Origin of the sequence: Rhodococcus sp. MS13 (assembly GCF_013277835.1) — a bacterium.
Classification (GTDB): Bacteria; Actinomycetota; Actinomycetes; order Mycobacteriales; family Mycobacteriaceae; genus Rhodococcus_F; species Rhodococcus_F erythropolis.
Genome location: NZ_VBTL01000007.1, coordinates 513081 through 529015, shown reverse-complemented (window position 1 = coordinate 529015; position 15935 = coordinate 513081). Strand labels below are relative to the sequence as shown.

15 protein-coding genes are annotated in these 15935 nt (G+C 63.6%); all 15 read left to right on the top strand.

Annotated elements, in window-relative coordinates; genetic code table 11:
* The first annotated feature begins 81 nt into the window (after positions 1–81).
* Positions 82–1023, top strand: a complete 942-nt coding sequence (locus tag FEZ59_RS16520) for a hypothetical protein (RefSeq protein WP_073513327.1) — start codon at positions 82–84, stop codon at positions 1021–1023.
* On the top strand, positions 1020–2003 hold the full coding sequence (locus tag FEZ59_RS16515) for an HAD-IIA family hydrolase (RefSeq protein ID WP_141487233.1): 984 nt from the start codon (positions 1020–1022) through the stop codon (positions 2001–2003). Before FEZ59_RS16520 ends, FEZ59_RS16515 begins: the two co-directional genes overlap by 4 nt.
* Before the next feature lie 76 nt (positions 2004–2079).
* Positions 2080–2322, top strand: coding sequence for a hypothetical protein (locus FEZ59_RS16510; RefSeq protein ID WP_019748595.1), 243 nt, complete (start codon positions 2080–2082; stop codon positions 2320–2322).
* A 1-nt stretch (position 2323) separates the two neighbouring features.
* Entirely contained in the window at positions 2324–3181 is an 858-nt protein-coding gene (locus FEZ59_RS16505; RefSeq protein ID WP_172932890.1) for a TlyA family RNA methyltransferase, read from the top strand.
* A complete protein-coding gene (locus tag FEZ59_RS16500) occupies positions 3178–4125 on the top strand; it encodes an NAD kinase (RefSeq protein ID WP_019748593.1) in 948 nt (315 codons plus the stop codon). The genes FEZ59_RS16505 and FEZ59_RS16500 overlap by 4 nt, the downstream gene beginning before the upstream one ends.
* A gap of 2 nt (positions 4126–4127) precedes the next feature.
* Positions 4128–5906: a DNA repair protein RecN gene (gene recN / locus FEZ59_RS16495; RefSeq protein WP_133728160.1), complete on the top strand. Its 1779-nt coding sequence runs from the start codon at positions 4128–4130 to the stop codon at positions 5904–5906.
* Positions 5907–5992: 86 nt separating this feature from the next.
* On the top strand, positions 5993–7177 hold the full coding sequence (steA, locus tag FEZ59_RS16490; protein ID WP_020969713.1) for a putative cytokinetic ring protein SteA: 1185 nt from the start codon (positions 5993–5995) through the stop codon (positions 7175–7177).
* Positions 7174–8127: a copper transporter gene (locus FEZ59_RS16485; protein ID WP_019748590.1), complete on the top strand. Its 954-nt coding sequence runs from the start codon at positions 7174–7176 to the stop codon at positions 8125–8127. Before steA ends, FEZ59_RS16485 begins: the two co-directional genes overlap by 4 nt.
* A 156-nt stretch (positions 8128–8283) precedes the next feature.
* Positions 8284–10044: a CTP synthase gene (locus FEZ59_RS16480; protein ID WP_029255445.1), complete on the top strand. Its 1761-nt coding sequence runs from the start codon at positions 8284–8286 to the stop codon at positions 10042–10044.
* Between the two features lie 6 nt (positions 10045–10050).
* A complete protein-coding gene (locus FEZ59_RS16475; protein ID WP_172932889.1) occupies positions 10051–10683 on the top strand; it encodes an NUDIX hydrolase in 633 nt (210 codons plus the stop codon).
* A gap of 1 nt (position 10684) precedes the next feature.
* Entirely contained in the window at positions 10685–11608 is a 924-nt protein-coding gene (xerD, locus tag FEZ59_RS16470) for a site-specific tyrosine recombinase XerD (RefSeq protein ID WP_019748588.1), read from the top strand.
* A gap of 143 nt (positions 11609–11751) precedes the next feature.
* Positions 11752–12765 (top strand): ParA family protein, encoded by a 1014-nt coding sequence (locus tag FEZ59_RS16465; RefSeq protein ID WP_020969711.1) that lies wholly within the window; start codon positions 11752–11754, stop codon positions 12763–12765.
* A gap of 50 nt (positions 12766–12815) precedes the next feature.
* Positions 12816–13637, top strand: a complete 822-nt coding sequence (locus FEZ59_RS16460) for a segregation/condensation protein A (RefSeq protein ID WP_046379919.1) — start codon at positions 12816–12818, stop codon at positions 13635–13637.
* Positions 13634–14362, top strand: coding sequence for an SMC-Scp complex subunit ScpB (gene scpB, locus FEZ59_RS16455; protein ID WP_020907863.1), 729 nt, complete (start codon positions 13634–13636; stop codon positions 14360–14362). The genes FEZ59_RS16460 and scpB overlap by 4 nt, the downstream gene beginning before the upstream one ends.
* Before the next feature lie 77 nt (positions 14363–14439).
* The gene (locus tag FEZ59_RS30425) at positions 14440–15933 is read left to right on the top strand and encodes a pseudouridine synthase (protein ID WP_172932888.1); all 1494 of its coding nucleotides are present in this window, start codon (positions 14440–14442) and stop codon (positions 15931–15933) included.
* Positions 15934–15935 lie beyond the last annotated feature (2 nt).

Below are 15935 nucleotides of genomic sequence, written 5' to 3'. Positions count from 1 at the left end.
AGAGTAGGACACCGCCGAACACCCGTTAACCGAAAGGGGACCCAACATATTGGGTCCCCTTTCGTGCGTTGTATGAGAGGAATGACTGTGTCGGAGAATGGCGACGAGCGTCGGTCCTTCCGTGGGGGAGGAGCGCCTCGATCAGGTGGCCCCCGTCGTGACAACGACGGGCGTGGATCACGCGGCGCTGCAGGCGGAGACCGCCGCGGTGGTGCCGGAGACAACAACCGTGGCGGTGCTGGAAACAGTAACCGTGGCGGCGGATTCAACGGCGGACAGCGTCGCGGCGGCGAGGGTGGGTTCACCCCTCGTGGACGCGACGGCGACCGCAACCGTCAGCAAGCACGACCTGACGAACCGGATTTGCCCGACAACGTAGAGCCCACCGAGTTGGACCCGGCCGTGCGTCGAGATCTGCTCAGCCTCGACAAGGACAACGCCAACACAGTTGCGCGTCACCTCGTCATGGCAGGCAAGCTTGTCGACGAAGACCCGGAACTTGCACTGCTCCACGCGCGCGCTGCTCGTCAGCGCGCCGGCCGAATTGCGGTCGTTCGTGAAGCTGCTGGAATCACCGCGTACCACGCCGGTGAATGGGCTGAAGCTCTCTCCGAGCTTCGCGCTGCCCGTCGAATGGCTGGTGGACCGGGTCTGATCGCTGTCATGGCCGACTGCGAACGCGGTTTGGGTCGACCCGAACGCGCAATCGAGCTCGGTCGTAGCGACGAGGCTGCCCTGCTTTCCGGCGACGAGGCTTCGGAGTTGAGGATCGTGGTCGCCGGCGCCCGCATGGATCTCGGTCAGTTCGATCAGGCAGTTGTCACACTGCAGACCAAGGATCTTGACGCAGCGCGTACCGGTGAAGCGGCGGCTCGGCTTTTCTATGCGTACGCTGATGCCCTCGTTGCAGCAGGTCGTGTCGAAGACGGATTGAAGTGGTTCCTCAATGCTGCAGCTGCAGACCTCGAGGGTGACACGGATGCTGAAGAACGGGTGGCCGAGTTGACCGGAGAAGATCAGTGACCGTGCTTCGTACTCAGTACGACGTACTTTTGCTCGATCTCGACGGCACGCTGTACGCCGGAGCTCATGCGATTCCCGGTACCCAGGCCGCGTTGGGTCAGGGTACGCAGGCTCTGTACTACGTGACCAACAATGCGAGTCGCTCGCCTTCGGCAGTGTCCGCGCATCTGACCGAACTCGGTTTCGATTCCGAAGACGATCGCGTGGTCACCAGTTCTCAGACGGCGGTGCGCCTGTTGGCTGAGCGTCTCGAACCCGGTGCCGCTGTACTCGTCGTCGGTACCGATGCATTGGCCGACGAGGTGACGCGCGTCGGTTTGCTTCCGGTGCGCGAATTCGCGGATTCCCCGGTTGCAGTCGTCCAAGGACATTCGACGGAGACCAACTGGTCGATCCTCGCCGAGGCATGCTTGGCGATCAGGGCCGGGGCGCTGTGGGTGGCTGCGAACCTGGACACCACACTGCCGTCGGAACGGGGTTTGGTGCTCGGCAACGGCTCGATGGTGGCGGCTCTGCGCGCCGCCACGAGGCAGGAACCCTTGGTGGCAGGCAAGCCTGCTGCACCGCTGATGGAGGATGCGCTTGCACGCAGTGGGTGCTCGCGTCCACTGGTCGTCGGTGATCGCTTGGACACTGATATCGAAGGCGCACATGCTGTTTCGATCGACTCGTTGTTGGTGCTCACCGGTGTGAGCACGCCGGGTGACGTGTTGCGGGCTCCGATTGAGCAGCGCCCCACCTACATTGCAGCAACTTTGGATTCGCTCAATCAGCCGGCCGTCGAGTCACTGGTCGGCGCGGAATCCAAGTGGTCCGTCGCGGTGAACGAGTCGGCACTGGTCGTCGAGGGCCCGGTTGTCGGGGACGAAATGTCACTTCTACGTGCGGTTGCGCCTGTCGCATGGGCTAATCCGTCGTTCCAGACGCTGGAAGCGTCGGATGCCGGCGTGGCGGATCTGTTTGCTTCCTGGCTGGTCTGATTTCTCGCATATGTGTTCGACTCGCGGGGGTGCGGGTGTATGCGCAACCGAGAGTCATGCACTAACGTTGTGCCCGATGAGCACGCCGACACCGCACCCCGGAAACTCGAGCAACGGATCACCGCTGCCCGGGTCACGCCCTACCGTCGATCCGGAACGAATACGTTCTGACGTCGACGGTTTGCTGGCACGCCTCGGCGGCATCGAACACGATCCGAACGATCATCACGGAGCAGGTGTGATTCCGCAGAAGGCACATATTTTGGAACAGGCACATGAGGTGCTCGTCCAGGCACTCGCCTCTGTGGACAGGGCTTGACGTGGCACGTAGAGCACGGGTGGACGCCGAATTGGTCCGTCGCGGTCTGGCACGATCGAGAGATCATGCGCAAGAACTGATCTCCGCGGGCCGAGTTCTCATTTCCGGAGCCGTTGCGACCAAGCCCGCGACGGCGATCGAAGCCGGAACGCCGCTTCGGGTCGTCGAGGTGGAGCAGGAAGTCTCGTGGGCGTCGCGCGGTGCTCACAAACTGATCGGTGCCCTTGACGCCTTCGGTACCGAAGGATTGACGGTCGAAGGTCGCCGGTGCCTCGACGCCGGCGCTTCCACCGGCGGGTTCACGGACGTTCTGCTGACACGCGGTGCGAAGGAAGTTGTCGCCGTCGACGTCGGTTACGGCCAATTGGTGTGGCGCCTGCAGTCCGACGACCGAGTACATGTCATCGACCGAACCAACGTTCGCGCTATCGATGCCGAGACGATCGGCGGAACTGTCGATCTCGTTGTCGCGGACCTGTCGTTCATCTCTCTCAAACTGGTACTCGGGGCGTTTGTCGCCTGTACCGCTGACGGCGCGGACCTGGTTCCGATGGTCAAGCCTCAGTTCGAGGTGGGCAAGGACCGCGTCGGTGCCGGTGGCGTCGTACGAGATCCGGAACTGCGAATCTCCGCTGTGCTCGACGTGTCGGAGGCTGCTGCAAAGGTAGGTCTGCGGACGTTAGGTGTCGTGGCCAGCCCATTGCCCGGTCCGTCGGGAAATGTCGAGTATTTCCTGTGGCTTCGAAAGTCGGGTACATCCGGCGACGAAGAGACGGATACCGACGCCGAGACGAACACCGAGGGAGTCCCCACGGTGGAGGACATGATTCGCAAGGCTGTAGAGGAAGGGCCCCAGTGAACGCGGTCACGAACGGCGAGTCGCGCGAGATCCTTCTTGTCGCACACCCTGGTCGACGTGACATCACGGAAACTGCCAAGCGGGTCGGGAAGATCTTCGAGCGCGCGGGAATCGGACTGCGAGTCCTCGTCGACGAAGCAGACAGTTCGCGCATCGAAGCAATGACGGAACCCGAGGGTTTCTCTGCGCCCGGTCTCGACGTCACGGTTGTTCATCCCGGCCCTGATGCTGCCGTTGGATGCGAGTTGGTACTTGTCCTCGGTGGCGACGGCACGTTTCTGCGCGCCGCCGAACTCGCTCAAGAAGCGTCCATTCCGGTACTGGGCATCAACCTCGGACGGATCGGATTTCTGGCAGAGACCGAGGCCGAGCATCTCGACGAGGCGCTCGCACAAGTAGTTCGCAAGGAATATCGCGTTGAGTCTCGCATGACACTCGACGTCGTGATTCGGGTGGACGACGAGATCATCGACCGCGGGTGGGCGCTCAACGAGGCCAGTATCGAGAACCGTTCGCGTCTGGGAGTTCTCGAAGTTGTCCTCGAAGTCGACGGCAGACCGGTGTCTGCGTTCGGTTGCGACGGTGTTCTCGTGTCCACTCCCACAGGCTCGACCGCTTATGCATTTTCCGCAGGCGGCCCCGTCGTGTGGCCCGAACTCGAAGCATTGCTCGTCGTACCCAGCAACGCGCATGCGCTGTTCGCGCGGCCGTTGGTCACCAGCCCGAATTCGATCATCGCGGTGGAGACCGTCGCAGGCAGCCACGACGGCCTGGTCTTCTGCGACGGCCGTCGTACATTGGAACTGCCTGCCGGCGCTCGCGTCGAGATCGTTCGCGGCGCCACTCCCGTCAAGTGGGTCCGGTTGGACTCTGCGCCTTTCGCTGATCGGATGGTTCGCAAGTTCGAGCTTCCGGTTACCGGATGGCGAGGAAGGAAGCCTTAATCGTGCTCGCAGAGATCCGTATCGACAGTCTTGGTGTGATCTCCGAGGCCAGCGCCCAGTTTCACGAGGGCCTGACCGTCCTGACCGGTGAAACCGGCGCAGGTAAAACGATGGTCGTCACCAGCTTGCACCTCCTCAGCGGAGCGCGAGCGGATGCCGGTCGAGTGCGGTTGGGCGCGTCGCGAGCCGTTGTCGAAGGACGATTCATCGCCGACGACGTCTCACCGGCCACCGAGCGTGAGATCGTCCGAATCCTGGAATCGTCCGGCGCCGAGCGCGACGAGGACGGGACCATCATCGCCGTCCGGACAGTCGGCAGCGATGGGCGGTCACGGGCTCATCTCGGCGGACGAAGCGTGCCGGCGGGAGTTCTCTCCGAATTCACGGACCCACTTCTGACTGTCCACGGACAGAACGATCAGCTGCGATTGCTTCGTCCCGACCAGCAACGCAACGCGCTGGACCGCTTCGGGGACAAGGCAATCGGAACGCTGCTGACGAGGTACCGCAAACACCGTCGTGAATGGCTCGATGCTCGTTCGGAGTTGATCGAGCGCACGTCGAAGGCTCGTGAACTGGCACAAGAAGCAGATCAGTTGACCTTCGCGCTCAACGAAATCGACGGCGTGGCACCCGAGCCCGGCGAGGACACGGCGATCGTTGCCGAAGTTCGTCGACTCAGTGAACTCGATTCGCTCCGCTCGGCTGCGGACGAGGCGCACGCTGCGCTCGCCGGTAGTGACGACATGGCAAGCGGCGACGTCGGTGTCATGCCGGCGCTAGACCTGATGTCCGAAGCGAGGGCGCGCATCGAGTCGGTCACCGACGCCGATCTGGATGGCCTCGGTTCCCGGTTGGCCGACGCTATTGCCGTCGTCACCGACGTTGCCGGTGACCTGAACACCTACCTGTCCGGGCTGCCCGCAGACCCGGGTGCTCTGGACTCTTTGTTGTCGCGGCAATCGGAACTGAAGACTCTGACTCGCAAGTACGCCGCCGATGTCGACGGTGTTCTCGAATGGGCAGATACTGCTCGCGCTCGTCTATCCAAACTCGACGTGTCCTCGGATGCGTTGTCACTGTTGGCCAAGCAGGTCGAGGAGACGGCTGGTCTGACCGCGGAGGCAGCTACCAAGCTGAGCGCCGCGCGAGTCAAGGCGGCGGCAAAGCTCGCCAAAGCCGTCAGCGCGGAACTCGCCGGTCTGGCGATGGGACGTGCGGGCCTCGAAGTGACTGTGCGTTCGCAGCCTGCCGGCCCGCAGGACTCGGCGCCGCTCAGTGTCGGGGGAGTAGACCTGCATGCCGGGTCTGCCGGCGTCGACGAGGTGGAATTTCGCCTGTCAGCGCACAGTGGGGCACCTTCACTTCCGATCAGCAAGAGCGCTTCGGGTGGCGAGCTGTCACGCGTCATGCTGGCGCTGGAGGTTGTTCTCGCTGGTAGCGACACCGGTGCGACGATGGTTTTCGACGAGGTGGACGCGGGGGTTGGTGGCCGCGCTGCTGTCGAGATCGGCCGCCGATTGGCGAAACTTGCTCGTACGCATCAGGTTATCGTCGTCACCCACCTTCCGCAGGTTGCTGCGTTTGCCGACACCCACCTCGTGGTGGACAAGGTCGACGACAAAGGCGGAGTGGTGAGCAGTGGCGTGCGGACCTTGTCGGATTCGGATCGGGTGGTCGAATTGGCCCGTATGTTGGCAGGGCTGGACGACACCGAAACCGGTCGTGCGCACGCCGAAGAACTGCTCGAGATCGCGAATGCGGCCCGCGTCACAGATTGAAGGTTCTGTGGTGTTGGTGTGACTGATGTGGTAGTTGTCGGCGCGCCTCCACCGGTCAACGCGGTTTCAGGTTCATCATCGAAGCCATGAAGATGCCCGGATTGCTCTCACGTAACACCGAATCCTTGCCTGGGATCAGTGGCATCGCCAGGGCCGATCGGAACACGGCGAAGCTTCTGCGCCGTGTCGGTCCTGGAGACATCGTGATCCTCGACGAAGTCGACATCGATCGCCGGACCGCCGATGCTCTGGTGAAAGCCGGAGTCATGGCTGTGGTCAACGCGTCGCCGTCGATTTCGGGGCGGTACCCCAACCTCGGACCGGAAGTGATCGTCGCCAACGACATCGTTCTGATCGATGCCGTCGACGGTGATGTCTTCAAGAACATCAAGGACGGAAGCAAGATCCGCCTGCACGAGGGCGAGATCTTCAACGGCGAGAAGAGCCTCGTCAAGGGCGAAGAGCAGACCGAGGCCGAAATCTCCGACCGGATGATCGAGGCCAAGACCGGCCTGGTCGATCACTTGGAAGCGTTCTCGGGTAACACCATCGAGTTCATCCGCACCGAAAGCCCGTTGCTCATCGACGGAATCGGTGTTCCGGACATCGATATCGACTTGAAGGACCGCCATGTCGTGGTCGTCTCCGACGGCCCCGAACGCGAGACCGATCTGAAGAACCTCAAGCCCTTCATCAAGGAGTATTCGCCGATCTTGATCGGTGTCGGCGCAGGTGCGGACGTGTTGAGCAAGGCCGGATACCGCCCCGATCTGATCGTGGGCGACCCGGAGGAAATCACCAGTTCCACGCTCAAGTCCGGCGCGGAAGTTGTTCTGCCTGCAGACCAGGACGGTCATGCGGCGGGGCTTTCCCGAATCCAGGATCTCGGTATCGGGGCGATGACGTTCCCGGCGACCTGCTCACCGACCGACCTTGCCCTGCTGCTTGCCGATCACCACGGAGCTTCACTGATCGTGACGGTCGGCAACGTGGTGTCCTTGGACGAGTTCTTCGACCGTGGGCGTCGTGAAAGCAATCCGTCGGCGTTCATGACACGGCTCAAGGTTGGACCGAAACTGGTCGATGCCAAGGCTGTGGCAACGCTGTATCGAAGTCGAGTGTCCGGCGGCGCGATCGCGCTCCTGGTGCTCGCCGCCCTGGTGGCAGTGATCGTCGCCCTGGTCGTGTCCAATGCCGGTAGTGAAGTTCTCGACTGGGCAATCGCAACGTGGAACAGCTTCGCGCTGTGGGTTCAGGGGCTCTTCAAGTGATTTCGATGCGTCAACATGCAATTTCCATAGCGGCAATCTTTCTGGCACTCGCGATCGGCGTGGTGCTCGGTTCCGGAATGCTGTCGAGTGGATTGCTGTCCGGTCTGCGTGACGACAAGGCGGACCTGCAGAACGAGATCGAAGACCTCAATCAACAGTCCAATCAGCTTCAGCAGCAACTCAATTCCGCGGACGGCTTCGATGCCGCTGTCGGCGGTCGCGTCGTGCGTGACAGTCTCGCTGGTCGCACCGTCGTCGTCATCACGGCACCGGACGCGGATCCCAGTGATCTCGACGGTGTCAACCGACTCGTCACTGCCGCCGGCGGCGCCGTGACCGGACGTGTCTCGCTCACCGATTCGTTTGTCGACGCCACCGGTGGTGACCGCTTGCGGACCGTCGTCACCAATGTCATCCCTGCGGGGATCACCCTCAAGACCGGTGCGGTCGATCAGGGCAGTCTCGCGGGTGATCTGCTCGGTTCGGTTCTGCTTCTCAACGGGCAGAACAGCGAACCGCAGAGCACTCCGGACGAGATGAATCTCGCGCTCGACTCGCTGCGTAGCGCCGGTTTCATCAGCTACGACGACGGAGCGGTCAAGCCGGCTCAGCTCGCAGTGGTTCTCACCGGCGACAACAAGAGTGAATCCGACGCAGCCACGGGTAACCGCGGCGCTGTCATCGCCCGGTTTGCCGGTGCTCTCGACGGACGCGGCGCAGGAACGATTCTCGCGGGCCGGCCTGGCTCTGCCGAGGGCAGTGGTCCGGTTGCCGTCGCACGTGCGGACGCGGCGCTCTCAGCGGGCTTGACGACCATCGACAACATCGACCGGGAATCGGGCAAGATCACGACGCCGTTGGCACTCCAGGAACAGTTGAACGGCGGCGCCGGCCGCTACGGCACGGGACCGGGAGCGGCGGCGGTTACCGTCGGCGCACCCACCAACTGAACACCCCGGTATTGATACGCCGGTCACATCGGGGGCGGAAAGTCGGCGCGTTGTAGGCACCGACCCCCGATAGGTGTTACCGTGAAATCCCGTGGGTCGGCAGGCCCCAGCATGCTTCATCAGACCAAGCCCTGCACAGTCGTCACGGGAGCCCCTTTGCCACAGTCACGCACTAACACGCGTACCGCCACCAAGCACATCTTCGTCAGCGGAGGTGTAGCTTCCTCGCTCGGCAAAGGTTTGACCGCCTCGAGCCTGGGACAGTTGTTGACCGCGCGGGGAATGCGCGTGACCATGCAGAAGCTCGATCCCTATCTCAATGTGGATCCGGGCACCATGAACCCCTTCCAGCACGGCGAGGTCTTCGTCACCGAAGACGGTGCCGAGACCGACCTCGACGTCGGGCACTACGAGCGGTTCCTCGACCGTGACCTGTCCGGTCAGGCGAACGTCACCACCGGCCAGGTGTACTCGACGGTCATCGCCAAGGAACGCCGTGGCGAGTACCTCGGTGACACCGTTCAGGTCATCCCGCACATCACCGACGAGATCAAGCGTCGCATCCTCGAGATGAGCGGCCCGGATCTGCAGGGACACCGCCCGGATGTCGTGATCACCGAAATCGGTGGAACCGTCGGCGACATCGAATCGCAGCCCTTCCTGGAAGCCGCTCGCCAGGTCCGCCACGACGTCGGCCGCGACAACGTCTTCTTCCTGCACGTCTCCCTCGTGCCGTACCTCGGCCCCTCCGGAGAACTCAAGACCAAGCCCACGCAGCACTCGGTTGCGTCGTTGCGCAGCATCGGCATTCAGCCCGACGCGCTGATCCTTCGTTGCGATCGTGACGTTCCGCAGGGCCTCAAGAACAAGATCGCGCTGATGTGCGACGTGGACGTCGACGCCTGCATCTCGACGCCCGACGCTCCCTCGATCTACGACATCCCGAAGGTTCTGCACCGTGAGGGCCTCGACGCCTACGTCGTTCGCCAGCTCGGTCTCCCGTTCCGCGACGTCGACTGGACCGTGTGGGGCAACCTCCTCGATCGTGTTCACCAGCCGCGTGAGACCGTGCGGGTCGCGTTGGTCGGCAAGTACGTCGACCTGCCCGACGCATACCTCTCCGTCACCGAGGCACTGCGCGCCGGTGGATTTGCCAACCGGTCCAAGGTCGAGATCTCCTGGGTTCCGTCGGATGCCTGTGAGACGGAAGCCGGAGCGCAGGCCGCTCTCGGTGACGTCGACGGTGTTCTGATCCCGGGCGGCTTCGGCATCCGCGGCATCGAGGGCAAGCTCGGTGCGATCCGTTTCGCACGTGCACGCAAGCTGCCGCTGCTGGGTCTGTGCCTGGGTCTGCAGTGCGTCGTCATCGAAGCTGCTCGCAGCGTCGGCCTCGACGATGCCAACTCGGCCGAGTTCGAGCCGGACACCAAGCACCCGGTCATCTCCACGATGGCTGATCAGGAAGACGTCATCGCCGGTGACGCCGACCTCGGTGGCACCATGCGTCTGGGTGCATACCCGGCCGTGCTGACCAAGGGTTCCGTCGTCGCTCAGGCCTACGGAACCGAGGACGTCTCCGAGCGTCACCGTCACCGCTACGAGGTCAACAACACCTACCGCGACCGGATTGCCAAGTCCGGCTTGCAGTTCAGCGGAACCTCGCCGGACGGTCACCTGGTCGAGTTCGTCGAGTACCCGCGTGAGCAGCATCCGTTCTTCGTTGCCACCCAGGCACACCCGGAGCTCAAGAGTCGCCCGACGCGCCCGCACCCGCTGTTCGCCGCCTTCGTCGAAGCAGCGTTGACCTACAAGCTCGAAGAGCGCCTGCCCGTCGACGTCCACGGTGACGAGAAGATCGACACCGCTGCCACCGAGACAGCGCTCGACGCTGCAGTCGAGAACGTGGAAAAGGTCTAGCCACAGATGAGCGATCCCGGTCGGCACGAATTCGACACCCTCGGCTCCAAGACGGTCTACACCGGCGCGATCATCGCGTTGCGCGTCGACACCGTTGCGATGCCTGGTGGTCAGCGTGCCGATCGGGAAGTCGTCGAACACCACGGCGCCGTTGCCGTCGTGGCACTGGACGAGCGCGACAACCTGGTGCTGATTCACCAGTACCGTCACCCGCTCGGGCACCGGTTGTGGGAAATCCCTGCCGGTCTGCTCGACGCTGCGGGGGAGAGCCCGGTCGAGGCGGCAGCGCGCGAGCTGGGCGAAGAAACCGGACTCGGCGCCGATCGATGGTCGGTGCTGGTCGATGTAGCTCTCTCACCCGGGTTTACGGACGAGGCGGTTCGCGTCTTCCTCGCCGAGGGGCTGCACGAGGTGGAGCGCGACGATCCCGAACACGAAGAAGCCGATCTCGAGATTTCGCGAGTTCCGCTCGCCGACGCCGTCGACATGGCGCTGCGCGGTGACATCGTCAATGCCACCGCGGTATCGGGCATTCTCGCGATCGCTACCGCACGCTCGACGGGAAAGCCGCTACGCCCCGCCGACGCACCGTGGCCCGATCGTCCTCGCGCATTCGGAGAACGCAAGTCGCGAGCCTGAAGTGCTTGCCCGACAGGTGGACTCGTATCTCGACCATCTAGCGGTCGAGCGAGGATCTGCGCGCAACACTCTGCTTTCGTATCGCCGCGACCTGAATCGGTATGCGGAGTACCTGAACGGGCGCGGCATCGACGACGTCGCGGGCGTGACGGAGAACGACGTCACCGAATTCGTGACACATCTGCGCCTGGGTGACAAAGATGCCGGCGTCGTACCGTTGGCCGCCAGTTCGGCAGCGAGGACCCTGATCGCGGTCCGCGGATTCCACAAGTTCTCCGCCGCCGAGGGCCTTGTCGGTGTCGATGTGGCTCGAACGGTCAAGCCGCCGACGCCCGGACGCAAGCTGCCCAAAGCTCTGCCGCTCGACGACGTGATCGCCCTACTCGACGCTTCGGGTGGCGGTGCGGCCGGTGACGGGCCCCGCGACCTGAGGGATCGCGCTCTGCTCGAGCTTCTGTACTCGACCGGAGCACGCATCACCGAGGCGATCGATCTGGACGTCGACGACATCGACACCGAAACCCGTTCCGTGCTGCTCAAGGGCAAGGGCGGCAAGCAGCGGATCGTCCCCGTCGGCAGGCCGGCGATCGCCGCCGTAGACGCGTATCTCGTCCGCGGGCGCCCCAGCCTGGCGACGCGCGGTGTTCCCGCCCTGTTTCTCAACGCGCGCGGGGGACGCCTCTCGCGTCAGAGTGCATGGCAGATTCTTCAGGACGCGGCCGCGTCGGCCGGGATCAAGGCGGACGTCTCACCCCATACGCTCAGGCACTCGTTTGCCACACACCTGCTCGACGGCGGCGCGGACGTACGTGTCGTGCAGGAACTTCTCGGTCACGCTTCGGTAACCACGACGCAGATCTACACACTGGTCACCGTCACAGCGCTGCGCGAAGTGTGGGCTCAGGCACACCCACGCGCCCGTTAGGCGTTGGTTGGCTCATGCGTGTCTGCGAGACCATTCGGTGATGTAAGCGGTAGCGTTCAAGGAGCGCGAGCGGCCTCCACCGCAGTTTCGGAGGTTTGCCGGCGCCGAGAGCAACCGCCGAAAGAGTAGGGGAGCATCGGACCGTGTCGACATCGCAGCCACCAGCGGCGGAGTCCGCGCCGCCGCATGTCAATGCCCAACTCTTCGAGCGCGTGAACGAATCAGCACCAGCTGTACCCTCCGAACCAGAGGCGATGTTCGAAATAGATACGACGCCAGTAGCCTCTCCACCTGCGGAAACCCCTGCTGTTTCCACGGAAGAACTCGGTCCGACGGGCCGGCCGGTCCGCGAGGTACCTCAACCGACACCGTTGGCGCACCACGGACCCGCGATGATCATCGCGATGTGCAACCAGAAGGGCGGCGTCGGCAAGACGACGTCGACCATCAACCTGGGCGCGTCGTTGGCCGAATACGGTCGCCGAGTGCTCTTGGTGGATCTCGATCCCCAAGGAGCGTTGTCTGCTGGTCTGGGCGTTCAGCATCACGACCTGGAACTGACCGTCCATAATCTCCTGGTCGAACCGCGTGTATCCATCGACGACGTGTTGATGCGCACTCGGGTGGACGGTCTGGACCTGCTCCCCAGCAATATCGACCTTTCGGCCGCCGAGATTCAATTGGTCACCGAGGTCGGGCGTGAGCAGACTTTGGGGCGCGTGCTACACCCGGTTCTCGATCGGTACGACTACGTGCTCATCGACTGCCAGCCGTCGCTTGGCCTGCTCACGGTGAATGCGCTGGCGTGCGCCGATTCGGTCATCATTCCGATGGAATGCGAGTACTTCAGCCTCCGCGGCCTGGCACTTCTCAACGACACCGTCGAAAAGGTGCACGACCGTCTCAATCCGAAGCTCGAGTTGGCCGGCATCGTCGTCACGATGTTCGACGCCCGGACCCTGCACGCTCGTGAGGTGATGGCGCGAGTGGTCGAGGTGTTCGGCGACGTCGTCTACGACACGGTGATCAACCGCACCGTTCGATTCCCCGAAACCAGCGTTGCCGGTGAGCCGATCACGACGTGGGCGCCGAAATCGGCTGGCGCCGAGGCATATCGAGCCTTGGCCCGCGAGGTCATTCACCGGTCTGGTCGTTAGTGGAACTGATTGCATCGCAAGAAGATCCGGTCGAAGTCGAGCCGGATTCGATCGATCCGAACGTCCCGACCGACGCTCAGACCGCAGCCAAGGCTGCCGGTTTCCGAGTCACTCTCCGGAACTTCGAAGGCCCGTTCGATCTGCTGTTGAACCTGATCAATCAACGGCAGCTCGACGTCACCGAAGTCGCCCTTCACACCGTCACGGACGATTTCATCGCGTACACCAAGGAACTCGGCAGTGCGATGGGCCTTGATCAGACGACGGAATTCCTGGTCGTCGCAGCTACGCTTCTGGATCTGAAAGCGGCCAGGTTGTTGCCCGCCGGGCAGGTCGAGGACGCGGAGGATCTGGCGCTTCTCGAAGCACGTGATCTTCTCTTCGCGAGACTGCTGCAGTACCGGGCGTACAAACAGGTTGCGGCACTGTTCGGTGAGTTGGAGGAAGCAGCGCTGCGGCGCTATCCGCGCTCTGTTGCCGTCGAGGATCAGTTCACCGAACTCCTGCCCGAGGTGTTGTTGGGCGTCGACCCTCAGCGTTTTGCGGAGATCGCGGCGACGGTGTTCACACCGCGTCCGGTGCCGACAGTGGGCCTCGATCACCTCCATGTGTCCAATATCTCGATACCCGAACAGGCCGAGCGAATTCTCGAGTTGCTGCGCGAGCGAGGAATCGGGGAGTGGACACCATTCGGGGACCTCGTTGCCGAGTGCGAAATCACCGTCGAGATAGTGGCAAGGTTTCTCGCATTGCTCGAGCTGTATCGCCGGCAGGTCATCGTATTCGAGCAACCCGAGGCTCTCGGACCGCTGATGGTGAGTTGGACCGGAGACGACCCGGCCGCGCCGGTCACAGAGGAGGACTACGGATGAATGCCGAGCCGACGGAATCAGAGTCTTCGCAGCTAGACGAGATTATCGAGCCTACCGACCCCGCCTCGGAGTCCGAAGAGTCTGCACCCGATTTCGACCTCGACGACGATCAACTCGACGCAGTGCTGGAGTCGCTTCTGCTTGTCGTGGATTCGCCGGCGGAAGTGAACCAACTCGCATCTGTCACCGGAACCGCGCCGGAGCGCGTCGAAGAACGCCTGACGTCGATGTCGGCCGCATTGACCGCTCGCGGCAGCGGAATGGACCTTCGCTACGCGGGCGACGGATGGCGTCTGTACACGCGACAAGAGTTTGCCCCGTACGTGGAAAAGCTGCTATTGGACGGCGCACGCACCAAATTGACCAGGGCGGCATTGGAAACTTTGGCCGTAGTCGCATACCGTCAACCGTTGACTCGTGCGCGGATCAGTGCGGTACGAGGCGTCAACGTGGACGGGGTGGTACGCACCCTCCTTGCCCGCGGACTGATCGCGGAAGCCGGGCCTGACCCGGACACCAACGCGACACGGTACTCCACGACCGAACTGTTCCTCGAACGGCTCGGGCTGGCCTCGCTCAGCGAGCTCCCGGAGTTGGCCCCGCTCTTGCCTGATGTCGATCTCATCGACGACATCAGCGAAAGCCTGGAATCCGATCCGCGATTTGCGAGAATGAACAAGGCAGACGTGCCCACTGAGGTAGTGGACACCGAAGTCGACGACTGACCGGAATTCCGGCCGTCGTCAGCACCGAGAAAGACCCGACCACGCTCGGGAAACAGTAGAAAACTGACAGGAAAAAAGTGAACAATCCCGCTCGCCGAGATGGCACACCGGACCGTAACAACTCCCGCGACAACCGCGGCGCACGCAGCGATGCCCCCCGTGGTGGTCGCAGCGACGCCCCTCGCGGCGCACGTAGCGAAGCGCCCCGTGGTGGACGCAGCAACACTTCCCGCAGTACCTCCGGATACGACAGCAACGCCGGATCCGACCGTCCCCGCACGGACGACCGTCGCGGTGGATTCAATGATGACCGTCGCCCGCCGCGCAGCGATGACCGTCGCCCGCCGCGCAGCGATGACCGTCGCCCGCCGCGCAGCGATGACCGTCGCCCGCCGCGCAGCGATGACCGTCGCCCGCCGCGCAGCGACGACCGTCGCCCCGCACGTACGGACGACCGTCGTGGTGGCTACAACGACGATCGTCGCGGACCGCGCACTGACGACCGCCGCGGACCCCGCAGCGATGACCGCCGTACCCCCCACGTAGACGCCCGTCGGGCACCGCGCGGTGGCGCCGACCGTCGTAGTGACGATCAGCGCGGCGCACGCCCCGACGCTCCTCGCGGCGGCGCATGGTCGAACGCACCTCGTGGATCCAAGTTCGACGGACCTCCGCGCAAGCGCCCGGCAGCCCCGACACCGCCGGCGACCAACAAGCGTGGCAAGCCGAAGACCGAGAAGCCGCAGCGCGTCGTCTCTCAGAACCCGTTGGTCTCCAACGCCAAGCCGGCACGTCATCAGCATGCCGAGATCACCAAGCACGACGGCCCGCCGAAGGGCGACGGCGTCCGCTTGCAGAAGGTGCTTGCTCAGGCCGGCGTCGCATCACGCCGTGCAGCTGAAGAACTGATCGACCAGGGGCGCGTCGAGGTCGACGGCCGCATCGTGGTCGAACAGGGTCTGCGTGTCGACCCCGAGAATGCAGTGGTTCGTGTCGACGGCGTCCGCGTCGTCGTGCAGAAGGACCTCGTCTACCTCGCGATGAACAAGCCGCGTGGCTGGCAGTGCACCATGTCCGACGATCTCGGTCGTCCGTGCGTCGGTGACATCGTCTCCGAGCGCGTTCAGTCGGGTCAGCGGCTCTTCCACGTCGGCCGTCTCGACGCCGACACCGAAGGCTTGCTCCTCTTCACCAACGACGGCGACTTGGCTCACCGCCTGATGCACCCGTCGTTCGAGGTTCCGAAGACGTACCTCGCCACGGTTCACGGCGTTGTCGAGCGCAGCACCGGCAAGCAGCTGCGTGACGGTGTCACTCTCGATGACGGTCCGGCAAAGGTGGACGCGTTCACCGTGCTCGAGATCAACGAGGGCAAGACGCTCGTCAAGCTCGTACTGCACGAGGGCCGTAAGCACATCGTGCGTCGCCTCCTCGATGCCGTCGGTCACCCCGTTGTCCGTCTGGTTCGCACCAACGTCGGAGTTGTCGCTCTCGGCGATCAGCGTCCGGGAACGCAGCGCGTCCTCGGACGTAGCGAGGTCGGTGGACTGTACGAGGCGGTCGGCCTGTGACC